Origin of the sequence: Croceimicrobium sp. (genome assembly GCF_965228705.1) — a bacterium.
Classification (GTDB): Bacteria; Bacteroidota; Bacteroidia; order Flavobacteriales; family Schleiferiaceae; genus Croceimicrobium.
Window position 1 is genome coordinate 3,097,774 of the sequence record NZ_OZ245832.1, and the last position, 23,315, is coordinate 3,121,088.

General features: G+C 43.7%; 19 protein-coding genes. 12 read left to right on the forward strand and 7 right to left on the reverse strand.

Features of this window, described 5'->3' with window-relative positions; genetic code table 11:
* Positions 1 to 87 precede the first annotated feature (87 nt).
* The 3 genes from ACO05P_RS13840 to aspS form a co-directional block, all read right to left on the reverse strand.
* Entirely contained in the window at positions 88 to 447 is a 360-nt protein-coding gene (locus tag ACO05P_RS13840) for a helix-turn-helix domain-containing protein (RefSeq protein WP_421751705.1), read from the reverse strand.
* Between the two features lie 105 nt (positions 448 to 552).
* Positions 553 to 2,325, reverse strand: a complete 1,773-nt coding sequence (locus tag ACO05P_RS13845; RefSeq protein ID WP_421751707.1) for a chloride channel protein — start codon at positions 2,323 to 2,325, stop codon at positions 553 to 555.
* On the reverse strand, positions 2,325 to 4,079 hold the full coding sequence (gene aspS / locus ACO05P_RS13850; protein WP_421751709.1) for an aspartate--tRNA ligase: 1,755 nt from the start codon (positions 4,077 to 4,079) through the stop codon (positions 2,325 to 2,327). The genes ACO05P_RS13845 and aspS overlap by 1 nt, the downstream gene beginning before the upstream one ends.
* An 84-nt stretch (positions 4,080 to 4,163) precedes the next feature.
* Here aspS and ACO05P_RS13855 point away from each other — a divergent pair, with 84 nt between their 5' ends.
* From ACO05P_RS13855 to ACO05P_RS13865, 3 genes are all read left to right on the forward strand, one after another.
* Positions 4,164 to 4,610, forward strand: a complete 447-nt coding sequence (locus ACO05P_RS13855) for a nucleoside deaminase (protein ID WP_421751711.1) — start codon at positions 4,164 to 4,166, stop codon at positions 4,608 to 4,610.
* Between the two features lie 75 nt (positions 4,611 to 4,685).
* A complete protein-coding gene (locus ACO05P_RS13860; RefSeq protein WP_421751713.1) occupies positions 4,686 to 5,168 on the forward strand; it encodes a hypothetical protein in 483 nt (160 codons plus the stop codon).
* A gap of 88 nt (positions 5,169 to 5,256) precedes the next feature.
* Positions 5,257 to 5,667, forward strand: a complete 411-nt coding sequence (locus ACO05P_RS13865; protein ID WP_421751715.1) for a BrxA/BrxB family bacilliredoxin — start codon at positions 5,257 to 5,259, stop codon at positions 5,665 to 5,667.
* Between the two features lie 105 nt (positions 5,668 to 5,772).
* Here ACO05P_RS13865 and ACO05P_RS13870 read toward each other — a convergent pair whose 3' ends face one another.
* On the reverse strand, positions 5,773 to 6,276 hold the full coding sequence (locus tag ACO05P_RS13870; protein WP_421751717.1) for a DUF3124 domain-containing protein: 504 nt from the start codon (positions 6,274 to 6,276) through the stop codon (positions 5,773 to 5,775).
* 1 nt (position 6,277) lies between these two features.
* Positions 6,278 to 6,679 carry a VOC family protein gene (locus ACO05P_RS13875; protein ID WP_421751719.1) on the reverse strand — a complete coding sequence of 134 codons (402 nt, stop codon included), beginning with the start codon at positions 6,677 to 6,679 and terminating at the stop codon, positions 6,278 to 6,280.
* An 814-nt stretch (positions 6,680 to 7,493) separates the two neighbouring features.
* Between ACO05P_RS13875 and ACO05P_RS13880 the strand changes: the two genes are divergently transcribed.
* The 6 genes from ACO05P_RS13880 to ACO05P_RS13905 all read left to right on the forward strand — a co-directional run bounded on the left by ACO05P_RS13880 (position 7,494) and on the right by ACO05P_RS13905 (position 15,972).
* Entirely contained in the window at positions 7,494 to 8,384 is an 891-nt protein-coding gene (locus ACO05P_RS13880) for an ATP-grasp domain-containing protein (RefSeq protein WP_421751721.1), read from the forward strand.
* A 128-nt stretch (positions 8,385 to 8,512) separates the two neighbouring features.
* Entirely contained in the window at positions 8,513 to 10,600 is a 2,088-nt protein-coding gene (locus ACO05P_RS13885) for a YfbK domain-containing protein (RefSeq protein WP_421751723.1), read from the forward strand.
* 317 nt (positions 10,601 to 10,917) lie between these two features.
* On the forward strand, positions 10,918 to 12,594 hold the full coding sequence (locus tag ACO05P_RS13890) for a hypothetical protein (protein WP_421751724.1): 1,677 nt from the start codon (positions 10,918 to 10,920) through the stop codon (positions 12,592 to 12,594).
* A gap of 23 nt (positions 12,595 to 12,617) precedes the next feature.
* Positions 12,618 to 13,337: a hypothetical protein gene (locus ACO05P_RS13895; protein WP_421751726.1), complete on the forward strand. Its 720-nt coding sequence runs from the start codon at positions 12,618 to 12,620 to the stop codon at positions 13,335 to 13,337.
* A gap of 220 nt (positions 13,338 to 13,557) precedes the next feature.
* Entirely contained in the window at positions 13,558 to 15,240 is a 1,683-nt protein-coding gene (locus ACO05P_RS13900) for a hypothetical protein (RefSeq protein ID WP_421751728.1), read from the forward strand.
* Between the two features lie 24 nt (positions 15,241 to 15,264).
* On the forward strand, positions 15,265 to 15,972 hold the full coding sequence (locus ACO05P_RS13905; protein WP_421751730.1) for a hypothetical protein: 708 nt from the start codon (positions 15,265 to 15,267) through the stop codon (positions 15,970 to 15,972).
* Between the two features lie 50 nt (positions 15,973 to 16,022).
* Here ACO05P_RS13905 and ACO05P_RS13910 read toward each other — a convergent pair whose 3' ends face one another.
* Together ACO05P_RS13910 and ACO05P_RS13915 are read right to left on the reverse strand one after the other, a co-directional pair.
* Entirely contained in the window at positions 16,023 to 17,354 is a 1,332-nt protein-coding gene (locus ACO05P_RS13910; protein ID WP_421751732.1) for a sensor histidine kinase, read from the reverse strand.
* Positions 17,344 to 18,720 carry a sigma-54-dependent transcriptional regulator gene (locus tag ACO05P_RS13915; protein WP_421751734.1) on the reverse strand — a complete coding sequence of 459 codons (1,377 nt, stop codon included), beginning with the start codon at positions 18,718 to 18,720 and terminating at the stop codon, positions 17,344 to 17,346. Before ACO05P_RS13915 ends, ACO05P_RS13910 begins: the two co-directional genes overlap by 11 nt.
* A 169-nt stretch (positions 18,721 to 18,889) precedes the next feature.
* On the opposite strand from ACO05P_RS13915, the gene ACO05P_RS13920 reads away from it, so the two are divergent.
* The 3 genes from ACO05P_RS13920 to ACO05P_RS13930 are packed head-to-tail and all read left to right on the forward strand — an operon-like array spanning position 18,890 to position 23,257.
* A complete protein-coding gene (locus ACO05P_RS13920; RefSeq protein ID WP_421754913.1) occupies positions 18,890 to 20,146 on the forward strand; it encodes an efflux RND transporter periplasmic adaptor subunit in 1,257 nt (418 codons plus the stop codon).
* 4 nt (positions 20,147 to 20,150) lie between these two features.
* Positions 20,151 to 20,846, forward strand: coding sequence for an ABC transporter ATP-binding protein (locus ACO05P_RS13925; RefSeq protein WP_421754915.1), 696 nt, complete (start codon positions 20,151 to 20,153; stop codon positions 20,844 to 20,846).
* A complete protein-coding gene (locus ACO05P_RS13930) occupies positions 20,843 to 23,257 on the forward strand; it encodes an ABC transporter permease (protein WP_421751736.1) in 2,415 nt (804 codons plus the stop codon). Before ACO05P_RS13925 ends, ACO05P_RS13930 begins: the two co-directional genes overlap by 4 nt.
* Positions 23,258 to 23,315 lie beyond the last annotated feature (58 nt).

The following is a 23,315-nucleotide window of genomic DNA, read 5'->3' on the forward strand; positions in this document are numbered from 1 at the left end:
TCCTTGACACTCAGATAATAGGCAGGTCTGAGGCAAAAAAAAAGCCTTGTTCAACAAGGCTTTTCTACAGAGTAATAGTGTGTGTTTTTAGGCGCTGCGCGGTTTTAAGCCTTCCAACAAATCCATCAACTCTTCATTTTGCTGGGCTACCACATATAAATTGTAGCCCAGGCTTTCTTCCCATTGGGAGCGATTGTGATTGTTTTGGCGATAGGGCCTGCTGGGCTTTTGAGATGGACTATTAATTTCTTTGAAGAAGAAAAGAGGATCTGCATCTAAATAGTCGACAATTTCCACAAAGCGATCGAGGGAAATCTTAGTTTGACCTCGCTCCATTTTTGCATAACTGCTTTGCGTGATGCCTAAATGATTGGCGATTTCAGCTTGGTTGATACGACGGAGCTCACGGAGGTTCCGAATCCTTTTGCAAATTTCTTCGGCATTCATATTTCGACGATTCTGAATCCAAAGGAAGTATTTGCCTTTTCCGAAACGTGTAGTTATTGTTGAATTTGCCTACCGGATTTTAACTACAAAGTAGTCCTAAATTGACTAGCCAAACTCCATTAGCTTGCGCCGGTATACGGAGAAGAGCTTACTCTTGCTAACGAAGCCAATGTATTTTCCATTTTCGACTACCGGTAGGTTCCAGGCGCCAGTCGATTGGAATTTCTTCATTACTTCGTTCATGTTTTCCTCACTTTCGATGATCGCTGGAGGAGGACTCATTAATTCGGAAACAAATGTTTCTTCATAGCGCTCGCTTTCGAACATAATGCCTCGGAAATCATCCAGGGTTAAAACTCCTACCAATGCATCATCAGCATCAATAACCGGAAACAAATTTCGGCGCGAACGACTCACCACTTTTACCAATTCACCCAAGTTCATTTCGGGGGAAACTTTCTTGAAATCGTCCTCAATCACTTTTTTCAGACTGAGCAGAGTTAAGATAGCGTGGTCTTTATTGTGGGTTATCAGCTCCCCTCTTTTCGCCAATTGCATATTATAGATGGAGAAGGGCATGAGATTTCGGGTTACCAAATAGGAAATGGTGGAAACCGCCATCAGTGGGATAAACAGATTATAGCCCGAGGTAATTTCTGCAATCATAAAGATAGCTGTTAATGGAGCGTGCAGTACTCCGGCCATCAAACCTGCCATGCCGACCAGCGCGAAATTGGTAGTGTTGATATCACCAATGCCGAACTCCACAATAATAAAGGCAAAAACAAAGCCCAGAGCAGAGCCCACAAAAAGGGAAGGAGCAAAAATACCGCCAACGCCACCAGCGCCCATGGTAAAAACGGCTGCTAGTATTTTCACGAACACCAGTCCTAGTAGAAGAATCATGATCACATAAGGCCCTTCGTATTTCTGGAAGAGAAAGCTTTCTTTCACTACCGAAAGTACATCGCCATTGAGCAGGGCATTAATGGTTTCAAATCCTTCACCGTAAAGCGGGGGAATAAGCCAAATGCTCAAGCCCAGGGCTATACCGCCCAGTATGAGCTTTTTCCACTTGCTGCTAATTTTGGTAAAGTAATCGTCGAAGAAGAAATAAACCTTATTGAAGTAAACTGAAACCAAGGCAGTAAATACACCTAGTAGCCCATACCAGGGAAGATCTTCCACTCGGAAAGGATCTAAGCTGGCATATTGAAATAGAGAGTCATTGCCTTGAATGAAAATGGAAGTCACCGCTCCCGATACCGAAGCCAGTAGTAGCGGCACCAATGAAACCAGGGTAAGGTCCAGACTAAAAATCTCGATGGTAAAAATGATGGCGGCAATGGGTGCATTAAAAATGGAGGCAATAGCACCAGCGGTTGCACAGCCAATCATCAAAATCCGTTGCCGGTAATTCAGGTGCATCAATCGCCCCAGATTACTGCCAATAGCAGATCCTGTACTTACCGTTGGGCCTTCCAAACCTACGGATCCACCGAAGCCTACCGTAAAAACCGAGGTGATAATGGAGGCAAACATCTTATGCGGCTTGATGAAGCCACTTCTCCTGGATATTGCAAATAAGGCGGAAGGAATACCCTCACCTACCGGAACCCGAATCCAGCGTTTTACCAAAAGGGTAAGTGCTACCCCCACAATGGGAAAGAGGAAGTAGTACACATTGAAATACTGGTTGAGGTAGCCCGAGTGAATAAGTTCTTGAATAAAGTGGGTTGTATTCTTTAATACAACTGCCACCAATCCGGCAATTAATCCCACAATGATGCTTAAGATCAGCACAAAGCGATCTTGCGGAATATTTTTGGCCCGCCATAAAAGGAACTTACCCAGGAGGCTATGGGGTTTTTGTGCCATTAATCGAGTTGGGGACGAAGGTCGATGCCCAGTTCAGTTAATTGCAAGGTATCTATTGAAGCCGGACTGTTTATCATTAAGTCACGTCCCGCATTGTTTTTAGGGAAGGCAATAAAGTCGCGAATGGTTTCGGAGCCACCTAGAAGCGCCACTAAGCGATCAAAGCCAAAAGCAATACCACCGTGAGGGGGAGCTCCATATTCGAAGGCATCCATTAAGAATCCAAATTGAGCTTTGGCCTCTTCATCGCTAAAGCCCAGCATTTCGAACATGCGACTTTGTACTTTGCGATCGTGGATACGAATAGAGCCACCACCAATCTCATTGCCATTCAATACCATATCGTAAGCATTAGCTCTCACCTTACCGGGATCGGTATCTAATAGTGCAATATCCTCAGGCTTAGGTGAGGTAAAGGGGTGGTGCATAGCATGGTAGCGTTCACTTTCCTCATCCCATTCCAATAATGGGAAATCCAAGACCCATAATGGGGCATATTCATCCGGATTACGCAATCCGAGTTCTTCGCCCATGTACAAGCGCAATTCGCTCATGGCCTTGCGCGTCTTGTTTTCGCTGCCGGCCAGGATCAATAAAAGGTCGCCCGCCTCACTGCCAGCGGCTTTATGCCATTCGGCCTGAGCCTCTTCATTAAAGAATTTATCTACGGATGATTTAAAAGTACAGTCTTCATTGTACTTGGAATAAATCAATCCCTGCATTCCAATTTGAGGACGTTGTACCCATTTGGTAAGGGCGTCTAATTGTTTTCGGCTGTAGCCTGATGCGCCAGGAACGGAAATTCCGAGCACTACTTCCGCCTGATCAAATACTACAAAGCCCTTTTCCTTGGCTAAATCGTTTAAATTCTTAAGCTCCATTCCAAAACGGATATCGGGCTTATCATTACCGTAGCGCTCCATGGCTTCGGCATAAGTCATACGAGGGACGGAATCAATATCTACACCCTTAACTTCCTTAAGTAAGCTCTTGATTAAGCCCTCAAATTGCTGAAGAATATCTTCCTGCTCAACAAAGGCCATTTCGCAGTCGATCTGTGTGAATTCAGGTTGACGATCCGCTCGTAAATCTTCATCGCGGAAGCAACGCACAATTTGATAGTAGCGATCATAACCCGAAACCATTAAGAGCTGCTTAAAGGTTTGAGGGGATTGCGGCAGGGCGTAAAACTGACCTTGATTCATCCGCGAAGGCACCACAAAATCTCGTGCTCCTTCTGGAGTAGACTTGATCAAATAAGGAGTTTCAATTTCGAGGAAGTCGGCAGCATTTAAAAATGAACGTACGGCCTGAGCTACCTTATGACGAAGCTTAATGCTGGCTTGTAAAGGATTACGACGCAGGTCGAGGTAGCGATATTTCATGCGCAGTTCCTCGCCGCCATCGGTATCATTCTCAATGGTAAAGGGAGGCGTTTTAGCTGCGTTTAAGATCTCCAGCTTATTGACTTTGATTTCAATTTCGCCGGTGGCCATATTGGGGTTTTTGCTTTCGCGCTCCAATACTTCCCCTTCAATGGCAATTACAAATTCGCGGCCTACTTTACGCGCTTTTTCTTGAAGGTCTGCGTCCCAGCCATCATTAAAAGCCAACTGTGTTATACCGTAACGATCTCGCAAATCGATGAAAGTCATTCCACTTAAGATACGACTGCGTTGAACCCAGCCACTCAATTTTACTTTTTCGCCGATATGCGAAGCATTCAATTCTCCGCAGTGATGAGATCGATACATTAACTTGATTTTAGCCGGCAAAATTACAATATCGCTTGGGCATGCCTATTTTTGAAACGGAAAAATAATTACCCCTTTTCGACTATGATTGAGCCCTTTAATGATGAGTATTTTATGCGTAAGGCCCTGGAAGAGGCCCAACTGGCTTATGAGGAGGATGAAATCCCTGTGGGAGCGGTGGTTGTGAGTCAGGGGAAAATTATTGGTCGTGGTCATAATATGACCGAGCGCCTTAATGATGTAACCGCCCATGCCGAAATGCTTGCCATTACCGCTGCAGCAAACTATCTAGGGGGTAAGTACTTGCGCAACTGCATCTTATATGTTACTCTGGAGCCCTGCAGTATGTGTGCCGGAGCTTTGTTTTGGACTCAAATTTCGAAGGTGGTTTTTGGTGCTCCGGACGAAAAAAGGGGCTATCGCGAATTTGGTTCGCGATTACATCCTAAAACCCAACTGGTTGAAGGAATTTTACGTAATGAGAGTACAGAGCTTTTACAGGAATTTTTTCGTTCCAAGCGGAAAAAATGACTTTGGCTTGATATTGGATTAAACCAAAACCCAAAATTTTACGTATATTAAGAGGAACCAAAAACCCCTGATCTAATGGTAATCACAAATTTTCAAATCCGAAAGACCTTGCAATGGGCTCCCGTGGCGCTCTTGTTTCTGGCTATAGCCGATGTGGTCTTATATTTTATTCCGGGATTTTTGGGTGGCCTAAAGATTAATGGTTACCTCACTTCCCTTATCCTTCTTAGCATAGTGGCTTTTTATGCCTATGTAGGTTACCCTATGTTCAGCATGAATTTACGCAAGGACAAAATCACCTTCCGATCGCATTTAGCTCTCAGTACTTTGTTCGGTAAAACTTTAGTGGTTCCCCGAATGAATATCACGAACCTTCAGCTCGACTTAAGTGGCTTTCGCGATAAATTGGTGGTTACCTATGTAAATCGTGAAGGCAAGGAAGTAGATCAGAAATTTTCCATCAGTATTTTAAGCGAAAGGAAAAAGCGGATGCTACGCCAGGCAGTAGAGGACTTCAATCGCGAGAAATCTGCCCAGAGTTTACACCTCTTTATTTGATCATAACAAAACTTTATATCCACCCCGACGATTATCGTCGGGGTTTTTTTGTTTGTAATTTTGCCACTCAAATTAAAACACAGCATTTATGTATCCCGAAGATATTATTGCCCCTATGCGCGCCGACCTCACTGATGCCGGTATTACAGAAACCCGCAGTAAAGAGGAGGTAGAACAAAATATTAAGTCCGAAGGCACCACCCTGGTAGTGATCAATTCGGTTTGCGGTTGTGCAGCAGCCAATGCTCGTCCGGCCGTGAAAATGGCGGCTCAACATGCTAAAACTCCAGATCGTATGATTACCGCTTTCGCAGGAAATGACGTGGAAGCTGTAAACACTGCTCGTGCTTTGATGGCACCATTCCCACCTTCATCACCCAGTATTGCCCTTTTTAAAGATGGTAAACTGGTGCATATGATCGAAAGACATCATATCGAAGGTCGTCAGGCTGAGGTAATTGCTCAGAACTTAACGGCTGCTTTCGACGAGTACTGTTAAGCATCAGCTATAGGATATTCACAGCCAGAATTCTTCGGAGTTCTGGCTTTTTTGTTTGAAGAAGTTCGAGCTTGAGTAATGGTTTCAAGGCTAACTATTGTCGAATTATCGAATGCGTTTAGCGGTAGTATGGAAAGATAAACCTTGTTGGCCGGAAGTAGAAATCATCACTGCTTCGAAAAGAGGATCGCTTGCCAATGAATCCTGGGCCCAGTGAAAGAGGAAATTGGCACCGCTTCCACCACTGCGATCTTTTTGATCAATTACCCATTCCAAAGTTTCAAGGGGTTCCAGTTTAACAGATTGATCGAGGTAATTTTTAATCGCCTCTCCATGAGTATTGTAATACTCTGCTTTGCTTAAATAGAGTGAATGATCAGGATCGGTATTACGCAAGCTGATGGTGATGGATAAATCCTCGCTGCGCTCCTGACTTTTACTGTAAATATGTGAGTATACCGAAAGGTAGCTTTGCCCTTGTTCCAGGCCACTTGGTATTTCGCTAAGCTTGCCTTTAAATAGAGTTTGAGCTTTAGCATCAGGTTTTGCCGATGGTTGGCAAGCGATGATGAAAAGGGAACAGCAGAGAAGGATGAATAAATGTTTCATCTTAAGAATTTGTGGGAGGACTAAGTTCGTAAAGTTCCAGGGGCAAGGCATCCGGATCGCTAAAAAAGCTAAACCTTTTTCCGGTATGCTCATCTACTCGAATCGCTTCACAGACGATGCCTAAGTTTTCTAAACGCTTAATTTCACTAGGAAGGTCTTTTACGCCAAAGGCCAAATGTCGTAGGCCTTGCGCTTCAGGGTAGGAAGGGCGCTTCGGAGCATCGGGAAAAGAAAAAAGTTCAATGCAATACTGTCCGTTCAAGGCCAGGTCCAGTTTGTAGGATTTGCGCTCTTCGCGATACACTTCCTTAATGATCTCCAAACCGAGAATGCGGCAATAAAAGTCTTTGGAGCGTTCGTAATCTGAGCAAATGATCGCGATATGGTGGATGGACTTAAGCATCTTGAAATTTCTGGTAAAAGGTAAAAATACTCTGCCCACAATAAGTTTCGAAGCCCGCTTAATCGGAATTACTAATGGGAGCTAAAACCTTCCTTAAAGTCCAGGGGCCAAGCACAGGGTTGTACCAAAGCAATAGCATTAGCAACTTCATGAAAATGTTTTGCTGTGGTAGAATTTTGAAGATTTCGCGACTGCTTATCCAGACCAGTAAAAGGTGCCAATGCTGAATTAAAGTAAGCCATCCCAGAAATTGTTCAGGCTTGATTAAAAGTAGACCGAATAAGAGCAATAGCTCCATACCGAAAATTACCTTAATCCAAATTTTTGCCCTTTTTCTGGAGCGTAATTGCCTTAAGGCGGAAAGTGTAATAGAGTACCAGAATATATGGGGAAGCCAGGTTAATACTAAAAGAATAGCAATTAAAATTTTGGCTTCCAGGCCTAGAATTTCTTTAGTAGAGATAAGAGCTAGGCCTATAAGCAAAGGGCTTAAATTGAATAAGATCAGTTTTTCAGCCTTAAGTCTGTAGATGAGATCAAGTGGAAGCATCCTAACCAAATGTAGAATAAAGTCAGCCTTCCGCAATTTAAGCATGCTTGGTTTTGTAAGCTATTGAAATGTAAGCCGACTGTAGGGGGTATGCACAAACAGATCCGACGCCTAAGAAACTTTGGGCACCGCCTTTTGCATTGGGAATATTGGCCTTATGCCTTAATTTATTACCCCTTATTTCCAATTTGGTTGTTTTGGTCATTGCGCAATCGAACCTTGTTTTTTTTCAATGCAGTGAACCCCGGCTTTAATTATGGGGGATTGACCCTCGCCTCTAAAATGGATATGTACAAGGCTTTGCCATTGGGTTCCTATCCCCAAACTATTCTTTGGAATCCAGAGGAGGAAGCTTCACCAGAACATATTGAACTTCGTCTACGTCAGTCTCAGTTAAAATTTCCGCTCATCCTAAAGCCGGATATGGGCTATCGTGGTATGGGGGTAAAGCTGATTGAGGATAAGCAAACTTTAGGTCGAGAGTTAAGTTCGCATCAATGGTCCTATCTCTTACAAGAGTACATTCCCTATTCAAATGAAGTGGGCGTTTTCTATGTCCGTATGCCGGGTGATAGTCAGGGTACCGTTACCGGAGTGGTAGAAAAGCATTTTTTGAAAGTAGTGGGCGATGGGCAAAGGAGCCTGGAAGACTTAATCGACGATCAGCCCCGTAGTAGAATGCAGTACAATCGCTTGTTGCAAGAATATGGATATGAAGCCTTCCGAGAGATTCTGAGGCAAGGCGAGGAAAAGGTATTGGTCCCATTTGGTAGCCACAGTCGGGGAGCCGAATTTCGGGATGTAAGTGCGAGGCTTAGTCCTGCCATGTTGGAGGCTGTTCAGACTATTTGTGATCGCATGCCCGGCTTTTATTATGGTCGTTTGGATATTCTATTTAAGGATTGGGATTCTCTTCTAAGGGGACAAAATTTTAAGGTGATTGAAGTGAACGGGGTAGCCAGTGAGCCAACCCATATTTATGATCCTGAACATTCCTTGTTTTTTGCCTGGAAGGAAATCATCCGGCATTGTGCACTAATGGAGCGTATAGCCCGGGCTAATCAAGCACGTGGATGTGGCTTTATGAGCCATCGCGAAGGTCGAACTATGCTGAGACAGCATCGTGATTTGGCCAATTTCCTGCAAAACATCTAAAAATTTAGCGCAAGAATATGCAACCTCAAAAGGGAGGCGACGTCTAGAAGATATACGCGCATTTTTCTTTTCTGCAGAAAGGAGTGCCATCGGAGAAACCGATGGATTTTAACCTTAATAGCTTGGCTATGAAAAGCAACACTCCTTTAATTTTCGTTCTGTTTTTATTTATGAGTATTGGGCTTTGGGCCCAACAAAGACCGGGCTCTTTGAGGGGGCTTGTAACCGAGGCTGCAACTGGGGAAACCATTCCTCTGGTAAATGTTTCCATTAAAGATAGTTTGGGTTCCTATGTTATCGGAGGGGCTACCGATTTTGATGGAATATATAATATCAACCCAATTCCTCCAGGCACTTACACTGTTGAAGTGAGTTTTTTGGGTTTTACCACCATTACATTGAAGGGGCTTCAGATTCTGCCAAACTCACCAACCATTCAAAATTTTAAACTACAAGCTTCTTCAGAATTGTTGGAGGAGGTAGAGTTAGTCTATTCAGCACCCTTAGTTGATAAAGTTAAATCAGCGAAAGTCACCTCTGTCGCGGGTCAGGCTGCCGGTGTCAGCCAGAACAGTAACAGTGTTGTTCGTGGAACTAGAGGAGAAGGCACTGTTTACTTTATTGATGGAGTAAAGGTGAGAGGTAATGTAAACCTGCCTCAGGCAGCAATTGCTCAAACCGAAGTTATAACCGGTGGTACTCCGGCTCAATTTGAGTCACCTGAAGAAGCCCGCATGGCTAAGCAAGACCAAACAGAGGCCAAGGAAATTTCTTTTCAACTCGGTACTTCAGCTGAGCCACAGAAACAGTTTGAGGGCGAGTATTACAAACAAATTCCAGAGAATAAGTTCTTAAGTGCATTAAGTACTCCTTTGTCCACCTTCGGGGCCGATGTAGATGTGGCTTCTTATGCTAATGTTCGACGAATGTTGAAGTCGGGTTCATGGCCTCATCCGGATGCGGTACGCTTAGAAGAGTTTATCAATTATTTTAAATACGATTATCCCGAACCCAAAGAAGATGAGGTTTTCTCTGTAAGTCTGGACCAAGGCCCATGTACTTGGAATGAAGAACATCGCTTGTTGCGGATAGGGCTAAAAACAGCCAGTCTTTCAGCAGAAGAAATGCCTCCCAGTAATTTGGTTTTTCTGATTGATGTAAGCGGAAGTATGAGTTCTCCGGATAAGCTTCCCTTGTTGCAAAATGCTATGAAAATCATGGTAAAGAATTTAAACCCCGAGGATCGAGTAGCTATCGTGGTCTATGCTTCAAGTTCTGGATTGGTTCTGGAGTCTACACCCGCTAGTGAAGCGGATAAAATTGTGGATGCAATTGATGGACTATATGCGGGAGGATCAACTGCCGGAGGAGCGGGTATTCAGTTGGCTTATAAGGTGGCTCAGGAGAATTTCATGAAGGAGGGGAACAATCGGGTGATTCTAGCTACTGATGGCGATTTTAATGTAGGGCTTTCTTCGGATCATGAGTTAAAGAACTTAATTAAAAAGGAGCGTGAATCGGGTGTATTCTTAAGTGTGCTGGGTTTTGGTACTGGCAATTATCAAGACGCAAAAATGGAAAGCCTGGCTGATCATGGCAATGGTAACTATGCTTATATCGATGGATTACTGGAGGCACGTAAAGTGCTAGCTACTGAATTAGGAGCCAATCTTCACGTGGTTGCTAAGGATACTAAGTTTCAAATTGAGTTTAATCCGCAAAAAGTAGCCGCATATAGGTTGATAGGATATGAGAATCGCCTATTGGCTGATGAGGATTTTGATGATGACAAAAAGGATGCGGGGGATATCGGAATGGGGCATACTGTTACTGCGGTATATGAACTGATATTAAAGAATACCGCTAGGGATAGTGTTTGGGATAAAGAATCCGAATTAAGGTATCAAAAAGAAAGCCTCAAGGATGAAGCTTTTGGTGAAGAGCTAGCCTTTCTTAAAATCCGCTACAAGGACCCTGATGCTTCAAAAAGTCAACTTAGAGTTTATCCAGTCCTTCTATCTGAAAGTACTAACCCTGATTTCGCATTCCTCTCGGCGGTGCTCCAATATGGTTTACTGCTTCGCCGGAGCAGCTATGCAGGTACCAGTAGCCTCGAGTCAGCAATTGTTTTAGCTGAACAGAACCTGGGCCCGGACCCGCATGGCAGCCGCCGAGAGTTCGTACAACTCTGCAAGCTTGCTCAAGATTTGCAGTAACCTGGACGAGGCTTTTTGAAAGCCTCGTTTTTTATTTGGGGGAAAATCCCACTGCCTTGGGGGATTTTCCTTGTATTGGTATCTCGCAGTTATACTATGCTGGAAATACCAGATTTCAGCGAAGTCTTACCTGTAGCTGGTTATAGAAAACCTGTAGTTCACGAAATTTCATGATGATTTAATGGCTGGTCGACCTCAAAGGTTTGTGGTTTCAATAGGAATAGTCGTTTTTTGAAATTGAAAACTCGAGCCTTGCAAAACGCATCGGTGGGGATTTAATTTAATATTGTTAATTTTATACGAATAACCCCTTCATCATGAAAAACAAGTACTTATCTCTACTGGCACTGGTACTCCTTACCTTTGCTTGTACCAAACCGGATGACATCCTGGACGATTTTCAGGTTCACATCAGCCCTACTTTTTACAAGTATGTGGTAGAAATTGACATCGAAGACCTCACGAATCCTGAAGATCCTATCAATAGTAAAGTCAATGTAAGCGTAATTGGCCCTGATGCCGATGCGATTTACAATATTGATGGAACGAAGAACTATCAGGTAAACTTCGGTACCCTGCAATTAATGGTTAGTAAAGATGCGGAGCCTACCCCCGGGAACCCCCTGGACTTTGTAGTTCGCTTCGAAGCTAATGGTTACAAAAAAGCAGACTTGTCTTTCGCAATTGGTGAAGAGGATTATTATGTGGCCGATTTAGCCCGTATGTTAAATCTTTCTACCTTACCTAACAGTATTGGTAATACCTCTGCAAATGGTGGAATCGACCCTAACACAAATCAATTAGCCCAACCATTAGTGGTAAAAGCTGGTTCACCAGATAGCTTGGCTAAAATCAATATTACCATTCCTACCGATGTTAAATTCCTCGATGCCGATGGCAATGAAATCGTTGGTAAAAGAGGTGGTACCGGCTTAAATGTTAATGTTTTAAGTCTTTCGGATACCAGTGAAGCTTCTCAGCAAGCTTATCCAAACGGAACTGGCTTAATGCAATTGGTGATGAACGATGGTAAAATCGATACCATTCTTCTTGATCAAACCGGATCCTATGAAATTAATATGGACCTCGACGGTACTCCTGTTCGTGGTTTCTCCGGCGGTAAAACTTCGGGTGGTGTTGCCACGCGTATTCCAATTCCTGCTGATGCTTGGAACGACGAATTTAGCCGTGCTTATCAAGAAGGTGATTCTGTTGGTATGATGAGCCTTTCAGATGGCGATCCTTCCTGGGAGATCGACGACCGTTCTTTCTTGGTGAAAAAAGATCCCGGTACCGGTGAATTATACGTAGAGCCTACCTTGAATCACTTATCTTGGTGGAGATGGAGAAGAAGAAGATGGTGGCGTCCAACCTATTACCGTCATGGTATTGGTGCCTACTACTCTCCAGGAACTCAGGCGAATGCCGGTGCAGTGAGCGGTCGTATTCGTGGTCGCTTCTCTTACATGCGTTGGGGACGTCGTTATTCTTGCTACCTCTACATCCGTGGTAATTTCGGACCAAACTTCCGCACCAACCCTAAACGTTATTTCCGTACTACCAGTCCGTATAATCCAGCAGTATTCGATTATACTACTTTCTCTACGGCAACGTATAATCTTACTAATGAGCCGGCAACTTGGTTCGGTTATAGTTTCCGCGTACTGAAAATTGAGCCTAAAGTTCAACCACCATCAATAGGTTACCGCTTATACTGTGGCTCTAGTAATACCTTAGTTTCTCCTCCTGCAGGGGTTAAGATGTACTACCGTAAACACAATTCTGGTAATCCATTTACACACTTGTACACCTTTACCAATGAGAATTTAGGGGTAACTTATGCTACATTCCCTGCTCTGGAAAACAATGAATACTATGACTTCCAAGCTCGCTTTAATGATGTTCAAAAGGACACCTTGAACGTACGTGTTGTGGATGGTCGCATTTACGATGTGGTTTTACCAAATCGTGCATGTAATGCCTTAGGACTTTAATCAACCAAACACCATTAAGCGAAATGAAAAAGTCAATTTTAAGTATCGTAATGGGCTTGGTATTCCTGGCCCCAGCAGTGGCTCAAGAAGCTAGTACTGACACTACAGCTTCTAAAGCAAGTTCTACCGAGGATCTCTATCCAATGTGGCAAAATCGCCACGCCATCGCAATCAGTGCTGGCTTACCCGGATTTGGATTGGAATATGCCTATAACCTCAATCGCAGCTTAAACCTGCGTGCGGGCTTCTTGGCCTTCACCTTTAATGATTACAATACCGACATGGATATTTCCGGTCAGTCTGTAAATGTGAATGCCAATCTTACTTCTACTGTATTCGACATTATGCTCGAGTATCAGCCATCTACCCGTTCCTCATTTAAACTGGTAGCCGGTTTAGGTTACCTAAACAATGTTGGCGTTAATACCTTGATTCTTCTTAATGATGATATCGGCTATGGTGATTTGGTAATCGATAATGAAGAGATTGGTGATATCGACCTTACCGTTTCTTGGACAGGCGTAGCTCCTTATATGGGCTTTGGCTTCGGTCGGGCCATTCCTAAGAAACGTGTAGGTTTTGGTATTGAAGTGGGTACTTACTATGCCGGTGGTCCCAGTGTTGATATCGATGCCAGCGGAATGTTGGAGAACACTTCTGAAGAAGAAGCTGAATTAGAGGATAATTTATCTTCTTATGCTTGGATGCCACGCGTTATGGCGCGTTTGGCCATCAAGCTCTAAGCTTTAAATATTTTTAGATTAAAGCCCGGTTCCGATGGACCGGGCTTTTTTTTGTCACTGAAAACCACGCATTTAAATACTATTTAGACAATATTCAAGCTAGTGAGCCATGTCCTCATTCGGCCAATTGGGTTTCTTGCTAATTTGCAGGCACTTTAGCAAGTTCATAAAAGTACTTGTCTGAATTAAGACCAATTATTATTTAACCCCCACTCTCTAGATGAAGAAGTCTATTCTTTCGCTAATGGCCTTGGGCTTGATCTCGGTGGCCTGTACTCCTACAGATGACATTCTGGATGATTTTCAAGTACACATCAGCCCTACATTCTATAAGTATGTAGTGGAAATCGATGTAGAAGATCTTACCGATCCTGAAACTCCAATCAATGGAACCGTAAACGTAAGCTTATCAGGCCCTGATGCCGATGCGATTTACAATATTGACGGTACCAAGAACTTTAAAGTAAACTTCGGAACCTTGCAGTTGATGGTAAGCAAGGAAGCTGAGCCTACACCAAGCAATCCACTGGACTTTAAGGTTAGCTTCGAAGCGAATGGCTATAAGAAAACAGAATTGTCTTTTAGCATTGCGGAAGAGGACTATTACATTGCGGACAATGCCCGCATGTTGAACTTAGGGAACTTGCCAAGTTCTATTGGTAACACCTCTGCCAATGGTAGTATCGATCCAAATACCAATCAATTAGCACAGCCCTTAGTAGTAAATGCCGGTTCAGCAGATAGTTTGGCTAAAATTAAGCTGACCGTTCCTACTGATGTGAAGTTTCTGGATGCCGACGGTAATGAGATTGTTGGTAAAAGAGGTGGTACCGGATTAAATGTGAACATCTTAAGTCTTTCAGACACTAGTGAAGCCGCACAAGCTGCATTCCCGAATGGTACTGGTTTAATCCAGATAGTGCAAAATGAAGATGGAACTATCGACACCTTATTATTGGACCACGCGGGAACCTTCGATATCAATATGGATCTTGACGGGACCCCAGTACGCGCTTTCTCTGGAGGCAAGACCACCGGTGGAGTAGCGGCCCGTATTCCAATCGATCCTGATGCAACTAATGAGGAGTTTAATCGTGCTTATCAAGAAGGTGATTCCGTAAGCTTATTGAGCCTTTCGGAAGGAGATAACGCTTGGGTTGAAGATGATCGTTCTTATGTAGTGAAGAAAGATCCTGTTACATCTGAACTGTACTTTGAACCTACCCTGGAGCATTTAAGTTACTATCGTAGAAAAAGTAGAAAAAAATTCAAGCCAGTAAAGTATTACCTGGGAGTAGGAGCCTATTATACTCCTGGTGTTTCCGCTAATTCCGGTTCAATTAGCGGTTCAATTCGCGCTACTTATGAGAAGACTTCCAGATCAGGAAAAGTTAGACGTCGCCATGTGAATTTAAGAGGAAATTTTGGACCCGATTTCAGAAGAAATCGCGCAAAACGTTATGCGTCTTATGCACAGGATGTTCCCGTTTTCCAGCCTCAATCTGGAATTTCATCTTCCGCTTTTAACTTTAGTACCGAAACTTATACCTATGGTAAATTTGAATACCGGGTGTTAAAAATGGTTCCAAAGAATCAGCCTGTCTCTATTGGTTATCGTTTATACTGTGGTTCCAGCAATACCTTGGTTTCTCCTCCTGCTGGTGTGAAAATGTACTATCGTAAGCATAATTCAGGTGCACCATTTGCACACCTGTACACCTTTACCAACGAAAACTTATCTACTACTTATGCTACTTTTCCAGCTTTGGAGAAGAATGAGTTTTACGATTTCCAGGCGCGCTTTAATGATGTGCAAAAAGACACCATGAATGTACAGGTTGTTGATGGTCGTATTTATGATGTAATCATGCCAGACCGTGCATGTAATTCTTTAGGACTTTAATTTGAACCAAGACCAATAAACGAAATGAGAAAGTCAATTTTAAGTATTGTATTGGGTCTGGTTTTTATGGCCCCAGCAATTGCACAAGATTCTACTGCTGCTAAAGAACCTGCAACAGACGAATTGTATCCTTTATGGCAAAATCGCCATGCCATTGCCCTCAGCGGCGGCTTGCCCGGCTTTGGTTTGGAATATGCCTATAATTTGAACCGTAACTTGAATTTAAGAGCCGGGTTTTTAGCTTTTACCTTCAATGACTTTAATACGGATATGGATATTTCGGGTCAGTCGGTAAATGTGAATGCCAATCTTACTTCGACTGTATTCGATTTGATGCTCGAATATCAGCCTTCTACTCAGTCTTCCTTTAAATTGGTTGCGGGTTTAGGTTATTTAAACAATGTTGGTGTAAATACACTGATCTTGTTAAATGATGACATCGGTTACGGGGACTTAGTGATTGATAATGAAGAAATCGGTGATATCGATCTTACCGTAAGCTGGACTGGCATTGCTCCCTATATGGGCTTTGGCTTTGGTCGCGCAGTTCCTAAGAAACGCGTGGGCTTCGGCATTGAAATAGGTACATATTATGCTGGTGGTCCTAGTGTAGATATCGATGCCAGTGGCATGTTAGAAAACACCTCAGAGGAAGAAGCAGAGTTGGAGGACAACCTTGCTTCCTATGCTTGGATGCCTCGCCTTATGGCGCGATTGGCGATCAAATTATAAGGAGTTTATAATGTTTATAGCGCCCGGCCTTTTAAGGTCGGGCGTTTTTTTTAGTATGGCAAGTCAATACAGAAGGCTTTGTAGCCCTGCTTTTGCTGTAGATAAAGTCTACCGCCATGCGCCATAATAATCTTGCGGGAAAGACTCAAACCAATTCCTGAACCCCTTTTCTTCGTGCTGAAAAAAGGAAGAAATATTTGATCTTGCATGCTTTCTTCTATTGCTGGTCCACTGTCGAGCACCTTTAAATAATGGTAACCGTCTCCTTGATCTAATTCTAAAGTTAGTTTATTACTCCCATTTTGAAGCATGCTTTCCATGGCATTGCGAATCAGGTTTAAGAGCACCTGACTCATCAAATCGTGATCAGCATATAAACTCCGCTGCCCTTGAATGATTCGAAGTTCAATACTAGCTTCATTCAGTTCTGAGCTTGCAAGCTTCCTGATTTCTTCCAGAAAAGTGGTCCAGTGAATTTCACTTTTTTGCAATCGTGGTAAGCGCGCAAAGCGGGCATAGCGTTCTACAAAACTCATCAGCCCTTCACTACGGCGTTTAATAATACTGGCCGTGCTTTGTAAGTCTTGAAATTGCTCTTCTTTCAATTCGTAGTTACCAGCACTATTGGCCTCAATTTGTAAATGATGTCCCAGGGTATCCGCTAGTGAATTAATCGGGCTCACTGAATTCATAATTTCATGGGTGAGCACATGCAGGATTTTTTCCAAAGTTTCATTCTCCTGCTCTTCGAAATGCTTTTGCTGATTGCTTAAAACCAAGAGTTTTAATTCGTGGCCTTCTCGAATAACCGGCACTTTTTGAATGAGCCAGTTTTGCTTTTCACCGTCATAACGGAGCTGTACCAGGTGCGAATTTTCATTTGACGATTCGAGGAGCGTCTTAAGATAGGGGAATACCTGGGGCCAATCCTCCGCCGACATATGATGCCGCATCCCCGGAAGGGAGTCAACCTCTGGCTTCAGGTTTCGCAGCGATCCATCTGCTTCCAATAAAATAAGATGAAAGGGTAGTTGCCGTAAGATATCAGTGAGCAATTCAGTTTGACTCTGTTTTTGAGATTTGTACTGCCTGAGTTGACCCAGCCATAGGTTTAAGAGCCGGTATAATTCTCGTCGGCTACCGCCACTCTTCTGTTCTGGCCAGTAAAAATTATAGTCACCCACTTCACTATTACGCAAGGCGTTTTGCAGCTCTCTTTCCGTACTACGCAACTTTTGGTTTAGCCAATAAGCATTGAGAATCCACAGCATCGCCATAAGGGCAGAAAAGATCCACAAGTGCTGTACCAAAAGCAACCAGGCGAAAAGCAAGCTAAGTAGCAGTTGACTTAAAAGCGGAATTAATGTGCCTCTAAACCTCATGTTGAATCCGGTATTTATCAAGCTTGCGGTAAAGGGTGTTTCGATTAACTCCTAAATGCTGAGCGGTTTTAGAGATATTGCCTTGATAGTAGGCTAAGACCTGGTGAATATGTCGAGCTTCTAATTCTTCGAGGTTCAAGGATAGGGATTCTTCGACCCGAACCGAATTATTGGGACCACTTCGAGAAGATGTGTCAAGATCAAATTGTCCTTCTTTTAAGATCACTGCTCTTTCCAGACTGTGTGATAATTCTCTGATGTTACCGGGCCAATGGTAGGCCATAAGCTGGGCCCTGTGCTCTGGTGCCAAAACTAATTGTCGTCCGTATTTACGATTGTGTTGTTCCAGATAATGATCAATAAGGACCTCTAAATCTTCTTTGCGATTACGAAGGGCCTCAATTCTAAGCTCTATTGTATTGATGCGGTAGTATAGATCCTCTCGGAATAGTCCATTGCTAACCGCCTTTTCGAGATCACTGTTGCTGGCGGCAATAATGCGAACATTACAGTGGCGCAGTTCAGGCGAGCCAACAGTTTGATAGCTTTGATCCTGAATTAAGCGTAATAGCTTTTGTTGATGGAGCAAAGAGCAATTACCAATTTCATCTAAAAAGAGTGTCCCTCCTTCTGCTTGTTGTACCAAGCCGCTGCGATCTTCTCGAGCGTCGGTAAAGGCTCCTTTTTTCACACCAAAGAGTTCTGCCTCAAAAAGATTTTCAGGAATGGCACCCAGATCCACACTTACAAAAGGCTCATCCTTTCGCAAGCTATTTAAATGCAGGTAACGCGCTAATTGACTTTTACCGGTGCCATTTTCGCCCCGAATTAAAACCTGAGCATCAGTTTCTGCAACCCGTCGCGCTTGTTGCAACAAGGCAATGCTAGAAGCGCTGCGAGCACTGTCTTCTAATAATTGAATCAGTTCATTACCGCTTTTACCCTGCTGTTCTTGAAACTGCTTTAATTTACCCTTGGTGCTTTTCAGTTCGTAAGCCCGAAGCAAGGCGGCCAGTAATTTCTGGTTTTGCCAGGGTTTTAGAATAAAGTCAGAGGCCCCACTTTTTAAAGCTTCGATAGCCAGATCAATATCACCGTAAGCAGTAATCAACAAGACCATTATTTCCGGTCTTAATTCCCGGATATGCTTGAGCCAGTATAAACCTTCCTGACCATCATTGCGACCGGCCTGAAAGTTCATGTCCAGCAGAATTAAATCGTATTCATCTTCATTCAGCGCTTGATGCACCTTACGTGGATCTCCTAAAACCGAGACCTTATTGAAATGGATTTTCAGATAAAGAGCCAGCGATTCTCGTAAATCAGCATCATCATCAATAATTAAAATTCGGGCGGCACTTTTCATGAGGTGAATTTAGTTCATGTCTCGAAATCGAACAGGTCTGTGTTCTATTTTGGAACACTTTTAAGATTTGTTTAGGCCTTCGGTTTTGTAAGTTGTTGAAAATCAGCATAGGTTTTCGCTTGGCACAGGCCTTGGCTTTAAGGGTTCAGAAATTCAGGTTTTGGATCGAATGATTAGTCCGGAGGAACGTCCGGGATTTTGGAAAAAGTATCGCTGGTGGCTAATCACCAGTTTGGTTTTCATTAGCCTCCTGGTATTCCTAATGCAGGGGGAACGGGTGTATGAACTTTCGAAGGACCGCGTGCTCTTAGCCCGGGTAGAAGCCACTTTGTTTGAGGATGTAATTTCTTTTCAAGCCCGAGTGGAGCCAGAAGTATCCTTTTCTTTAGATGCCGTGGAGGGGGGAACCGTGCAAGAAATCTTTGTGGAGGCCGGTCAGGCGGTAAAAGCCGGGCAGCCCTTGCTACGACTGGCAAATACCACCTTGATGTTGGATTTCATGAATCGGGAAACGCAAATTGTGGAACAGATCAATAATCTTCGCAATACCCGTATGCAACTGGAACTCAATGAAAGACAATTGCAGGAGCAGGTTTTGGACCTACGCTTCGAACAAGAGGCCATGGCCCGTCAATATGCGATCGATACCCTCCTTTTTAAGGATAGCGTAATTGCCAGTCAGGAGTTTTTGGACTCCGAAGCACGTTTTCGCTATTTGGTCGAAAAACGGGAATTGTTGGAAGATAACTTTCAAACCAACCGACATTACCGAGCAAGGCAATTAGAAGCCCTGGACCGATCCATTGAGATGATGGAACGCAATCTGAATGCCATCCGTAAAAATTTAGAAAACCTGGTAGTAAAAGCGCCCATTGATGGGCAGTTAACCACCTTTATACCTGAGATTGGACAAAGCATTAACCGGGGAGAGAATATCGGACGGATTGAAGATCTGGATACTTATATCCTCAGAGCCAATATCGATGAGCATTACCTCTCCCGTGTGGAAGTCGGCCAGAAAGCCTTTTATGAGCTCAATAATTACCGTTGGGAACTGACTGTAAGCAAGGTATACCCTCAGGTTAGCAACAATCAATTCGTGGTGGATTTCGAGTATCAGGATACCATACCGGCTCAATTACGAAGTGGACAAGGTTTGAATCTTCGACTCGCTTTAAGCGCCAGTGCTAATGCCGTATTGGTGCCCCGTGGTGCATTCTTTAGCAGTACAGGGGGAAATTGGGTTTTTGTGTTGAATGATAAGGGAGATCAGGCCTATAAGCGAGCAGTTGAATTAGGTAGACAGAACCCTGATTATATAGAAGTAATCTCTGGATTGGAGCCCGGAGAGCAAATCATCAGCTCCAGCTACGAAAGTTTTAAGGAATACGAGCAATTGCGATTAAAATCAGCAGAACATGAATGATGTAATTATTAAGACCGTTGGTCTGGAAATGCGCTATCGCACTGACCTAATGGAAACCATGGCCTTGAATTCGGTAGATCTTGAAATCAAGAAAGGTGAGTTTATTTCCATTATGGGCCCTTCAGGATGTGGTAAATCTACCTTATTGAATATTCTGGGAATGCTGGATCAGCCTAGTGCGGGAGATTACTTTTTCGAGGGGCAAAATATCGCCAAAATGAAGGAGCAGCAAAGGGCTCGCCTGCGTAAAGAGAAAGTAGGCTTCGTATTCCAAAGCTTTAACCTGATTGATGAGCTCTCTGTTTTTGAAAATGTAGAACTGCCCTTGCTTTATCAAGGACGTTCGGCGGCAGAGCGAAAGGCACAAGTGCAAAAGATTTTAGAGCGAATGGGTATTGATCACCGCGCAACCCATTATCCGCAACAGCTCAGCGGGGGTCAGCAGCAAAGGGTGGCTGTTGCCAGGGCAACGGTTGGTGAGCCTTCAGTAATATTCGCTGATGAGCCCACTGGTAATCTGGATAGTGTTCACGGCGATGAAGTAATGAACCTCCTCAGCGATTTAAATCGCAGTGGCACCACTATCGTAATGGTTACTCACTCTGCACACGATGCTGCTTACTCCCAGCGGAGCATTCGCTTATTTGATGGTAAGGTAATCGGCGAAAACCAAAACCGCTTAGAAGAAGTACAGTCATGATGTTTCGCAATTACTTAAAAGTAAGCTGGCGCCACCTGCTTGCCGGAAAGGCCAATAGCATCATTAGCGTGCTTGGACTTTCGGTGGGGGTAGCCAGTGCCATTCTCATTGCACTTTACATCCAGGATGAATTGAGCTATGATCAGTTTCACACCAAAAAGGATCGCATTGCCCGTATCGTAGAACGTATCGATCATAGTGGCGAAATTAAGGCAGCGCTTACCAGTTTGCCGGTAGGGCCGCAGTTTGTGAGTGATTATCCTGAAGTACAGAATTATGTACGTATCATGCAAATGGGCGGGATGCTTACCATTAAGGTGGAAGATCAGATCTTTCGGGAGGATCGTTTCCTGCGAACGGATAGCACGATTTTCGAAATCTTTGATTTTAAATTACTTCAGGGTGACCCTAAAACAGCTTTGGCTGGTCCAAGTATGGTGGTTCTAAATGAAGACCTGGCTACCAAGTTCTTTGGTTCGCCTAAGGAGGCTATGGGCAAGCAATTATTCATCGGCACTAGCCAGTTTACCGTTAACGGTGTGGTGGAAAATGGGGACAAGCCCAGTGATATTGATTATCAGGCTTTCACTTCCTTAAGCACACTACCACCTCAGGCCCAGCAAGCTTTAAATGGAGATTGGTTCCGCTTGGTTTGTCAGACTTACCTGGTTTTTGATCAGCCGGTCGCTGATTTGGATTTTGAGACCCAGTTAGCGGATTTCACCGAACGCATTATTAAACCCTTTGTGGCCACTTTTGGCTCTGGGAGCACGGCCGACTTTAAACTGCAGCCTTTAGAGGGATTGCATTTCGATAATAGTCGTGAATACGATACACCCAAGGGAAATCGGTCCTATCTGTACATTTTCGGATTATTAGCCTTGTTCATCCTGGTTATCGCAACCATCAATTTTGTGAATTTGGCTTTAAGTCAATCGGTAAAAAGAGCCAAGGAAGTTGGCGTGCGGAAGGCTTTGGGAGCGGGACAAAATCAATTGCGAAATCAGTTTTTGGGGGAGAGCTTTTTAGTGGTGCTTTTAGCGATGATTATTGGTCTTGGTTTGGTTGAGGTATTGCTTAGTACCTTCAATACCACTACCGACAAGAGCTTTGCTTTCGCGGATCTCTTTGATTGGCGCATGTTGCTAACCCTTCTCGGCATTTTATTGATTACCGCACTTATGGCGGGATTGTATCCGGCCTTAGTATTAAGCAAATTCCAGAGTTCTCGAATTTTAAGAGGTAGTTTACCTAAGATAGGTCGCTATGGAAATTTGCGACGCATCCTCATGGTGGTACAATTGGCATTTTCCATCTTGATGATCATCGGTACCCTGGCTATTCAAAGTCAGATGCGCTATTTGCAGGATAAAGATTTGGGCTTTGAGCAAGATCAGATTGTAGTGCTTAATATTCCCCAGGATACAGCCGTCTTTAATCATTTGGATTCCTTTAAAGATCGCCTCTTGGCGCATAGCGAATTTGAAGGGGTAAGTGGTTCACAGGCCATTCCCGGCACCAATGTAGGTGAGCTGATGTTCCGCATTGAGCAGAACGCTGAGATGCTGGATAAGAGCATCAAGTTTATTGCTGCAGATGAGGACTTTTTTGAAATATTGGGCTTGGAATTAGTGCAGGGCCGACTTTTCTCTAACGACATTCAAAGTGATGTGCAACAAGCCTTCATCATCAATGAAACGGCGGCCGAAAGTTTTGGCTGGGACGAGCCACTAGGTAAACGTATTCAGTGGGGTCTACAAGGAAACGGTCAGGCTACTAATGATGGCGAGGTTGTGGGTGTAATCAAGGATTTCCACTTTGCTTCTTTGCATAACCCTATGGAGTCTTTGGTAATCTTATTCCGACCTAATTTTAGCTTACTCTTTAGTATGAAACTGTCAGGCGGGCAAGTGCGTTCCGGCCTTACAATATTGGAAGAGGAATGGAGCAATTTTGCGGGTAATCATCCCCTCGAGTATACTTTCCTGGATGAGCGAATCCAAAGCCAATATGAGCGCGAAAAGACCCTCTTGAAAATCTTCGGCTATTTTGCTTTTATCAGTATTATGATTGCCGGATTGGGACTCTTTGCCTTGACTTCTTATACTGTAGAACAACGTCTCAAGGAGTTTAGCGTGCGTAAAATATTAGGGGCAGAACTCAAGGATTTGGGAATGCTCCTGGCCAAAGAATTTATGCTTTTAATTGGAGTAGCAGCCCTTATTAGTATCCCCTTGGCGGGATGGGGTATCTCCTCCTGGCTCGAAGAATTTTCCTATCGAATTGCGATGCCCTGGCTGAGTTTTGTTTTAGCCTTGCTGCTGATTGCTCTGGTTACTTTAATCGCCATGTCTTATCATGTCATTCGATTGGCTCGTACTAACCCTGCAAGGATCCTTCGCGACGAATAATAGGATCAATAAAAAAGGCCTCTGAGAAATCAGAGGCCTTTTTTTATGCTTTGGCAAT

What these genes read in the sequence shown, in the direction of transcription:
- ACO05P_RS13840 (WP_421751705.1), bottom strand. Translation starts at nt 447, where the DNA reads ATGAATGCCGAAGAAATTTGCAAAAGGATTCGGAACCTCCGTGAGCTC.
- ACO05P_RS13845 (WP_421751707.1), bottom strand. Translation starts at nt 2,325, where the DNA reads ATGGCACAAAAACCCCATAGCCTCCTGGGTAAGTTCCTTTTATGGCGG.
- aspS (WP_421751709.1), bottom strand. Translation starts at nt 4,079, where the DNA reads ATGTATCGATCTCATCACTGCGGAGAATTGAATGCTTCGCATATCGGC.
- ACO05P_RS13855 (WP_421751711.1), top strand. Translation starts at nt 4,164, where the DNA reads ATGATTGAGCCCTTTAATGATGAGTATTTTATGCGTAAGGCCCTGGAA.
- ACO05P_RS13860 (WP_421751713.1), top strand. Translation starts at nt 4,686, where the DNA reads ATGGTAATCACAAATTTTCAAATCCGAAAGACCTTGCAATGGGCTCCC.
- ACO05P_RS13865 (WP_421751715.1), top strand. Translation starts at nt 5,257, where the DNA reads ATGTATCCCGAAGATATTATTGCCCCTATGCGCGCCGACCTCACTGAT.
- ACO05P_RS13870 (WP_421751717.1), bottom strand. Translation starts at nt 6,276, where the DNA reads ATGAAACATTTATTCATCCTTCTCTGCTGTTCCCTTTTCATCATCGCT.
- ACO05P_RS13875 (WP_421751719.1), bottom strand. Translation starts at nt 6,679, where the DNA reads ATGCTTAAGTCCATCCACCATATCGCGATCATTTGCTCAGATTACGAA.
- ACO05P_RS13885 (WP_421751723.1), top strand. Translation starts at nt 8,513, where the DNA reads ATGAAAAGCAACACTCCTTTAATTTTCGTTCTGTTTTTATTTATGAGT.
- ACO05P_RS13890 (WP_421751724.1), top strand. Translation starts at nt 10,918, where the DNA reads ATGAAAAACAAGTACTTATCTCTACTGGCACTGGTACTCCTTACCTTT.
- ACO05P_RS13895 (WP_421751726.1), top strand. Translation starts at nt 12,618, where the DNA reads ATGAAAAAGTCAATTTTAAGTATCGTAATGGGCTTGGTATTCCTGGCC.
- ACO05P_RS13900 (WP_421751728.1), top strand. Translation starts at nt 13,558, where the DNA reads ATGAAGAAGTCTATTCTTTCGCTAATGGCCTTGGGCTTGATCTCGGTG.
- ACO05P_RS13905 (WP_421751730.1), top strand. Translation starts at nt 15,265, where the DNA reads ATGAGAAAGTCAATTTTAAGTATTGTATTGGGTCTGGTTTTTATGGCC.
- ACO05P_RS13910 (WP_421751732.1), bottom strand. Translation starts at nt 17,354, where the DNA reads ATGAGGTTTAGAGGCACATTAATTCCGCTTTTAAGTCAACTGCTACTT.
- ACO05P_RS13915 (WP_421751734.1), bottom strand. Translation starts at nt 18,720, where the DNA reads ATGAAAAGTGCCGCCCGAATTTTAATTATTGATGATGATGCTGATTTA.
- ACO05P_RS13920 (WP_421754913.1), top strand. Translation starts at nt 18,890, where the DNA reads ATGATTAGTCCGGAGGAACGTCCGGGATTTTGGAAAAAGTATCGCTGG.
- ACO05P_RS13930 (WP_421751736.1), top strand. Translation starts at nt 20,843, where the DNA reads ATGATGTTTCGCAATTACTTAAAAGTAAGCTGGCGCCACCTGCTTGCC.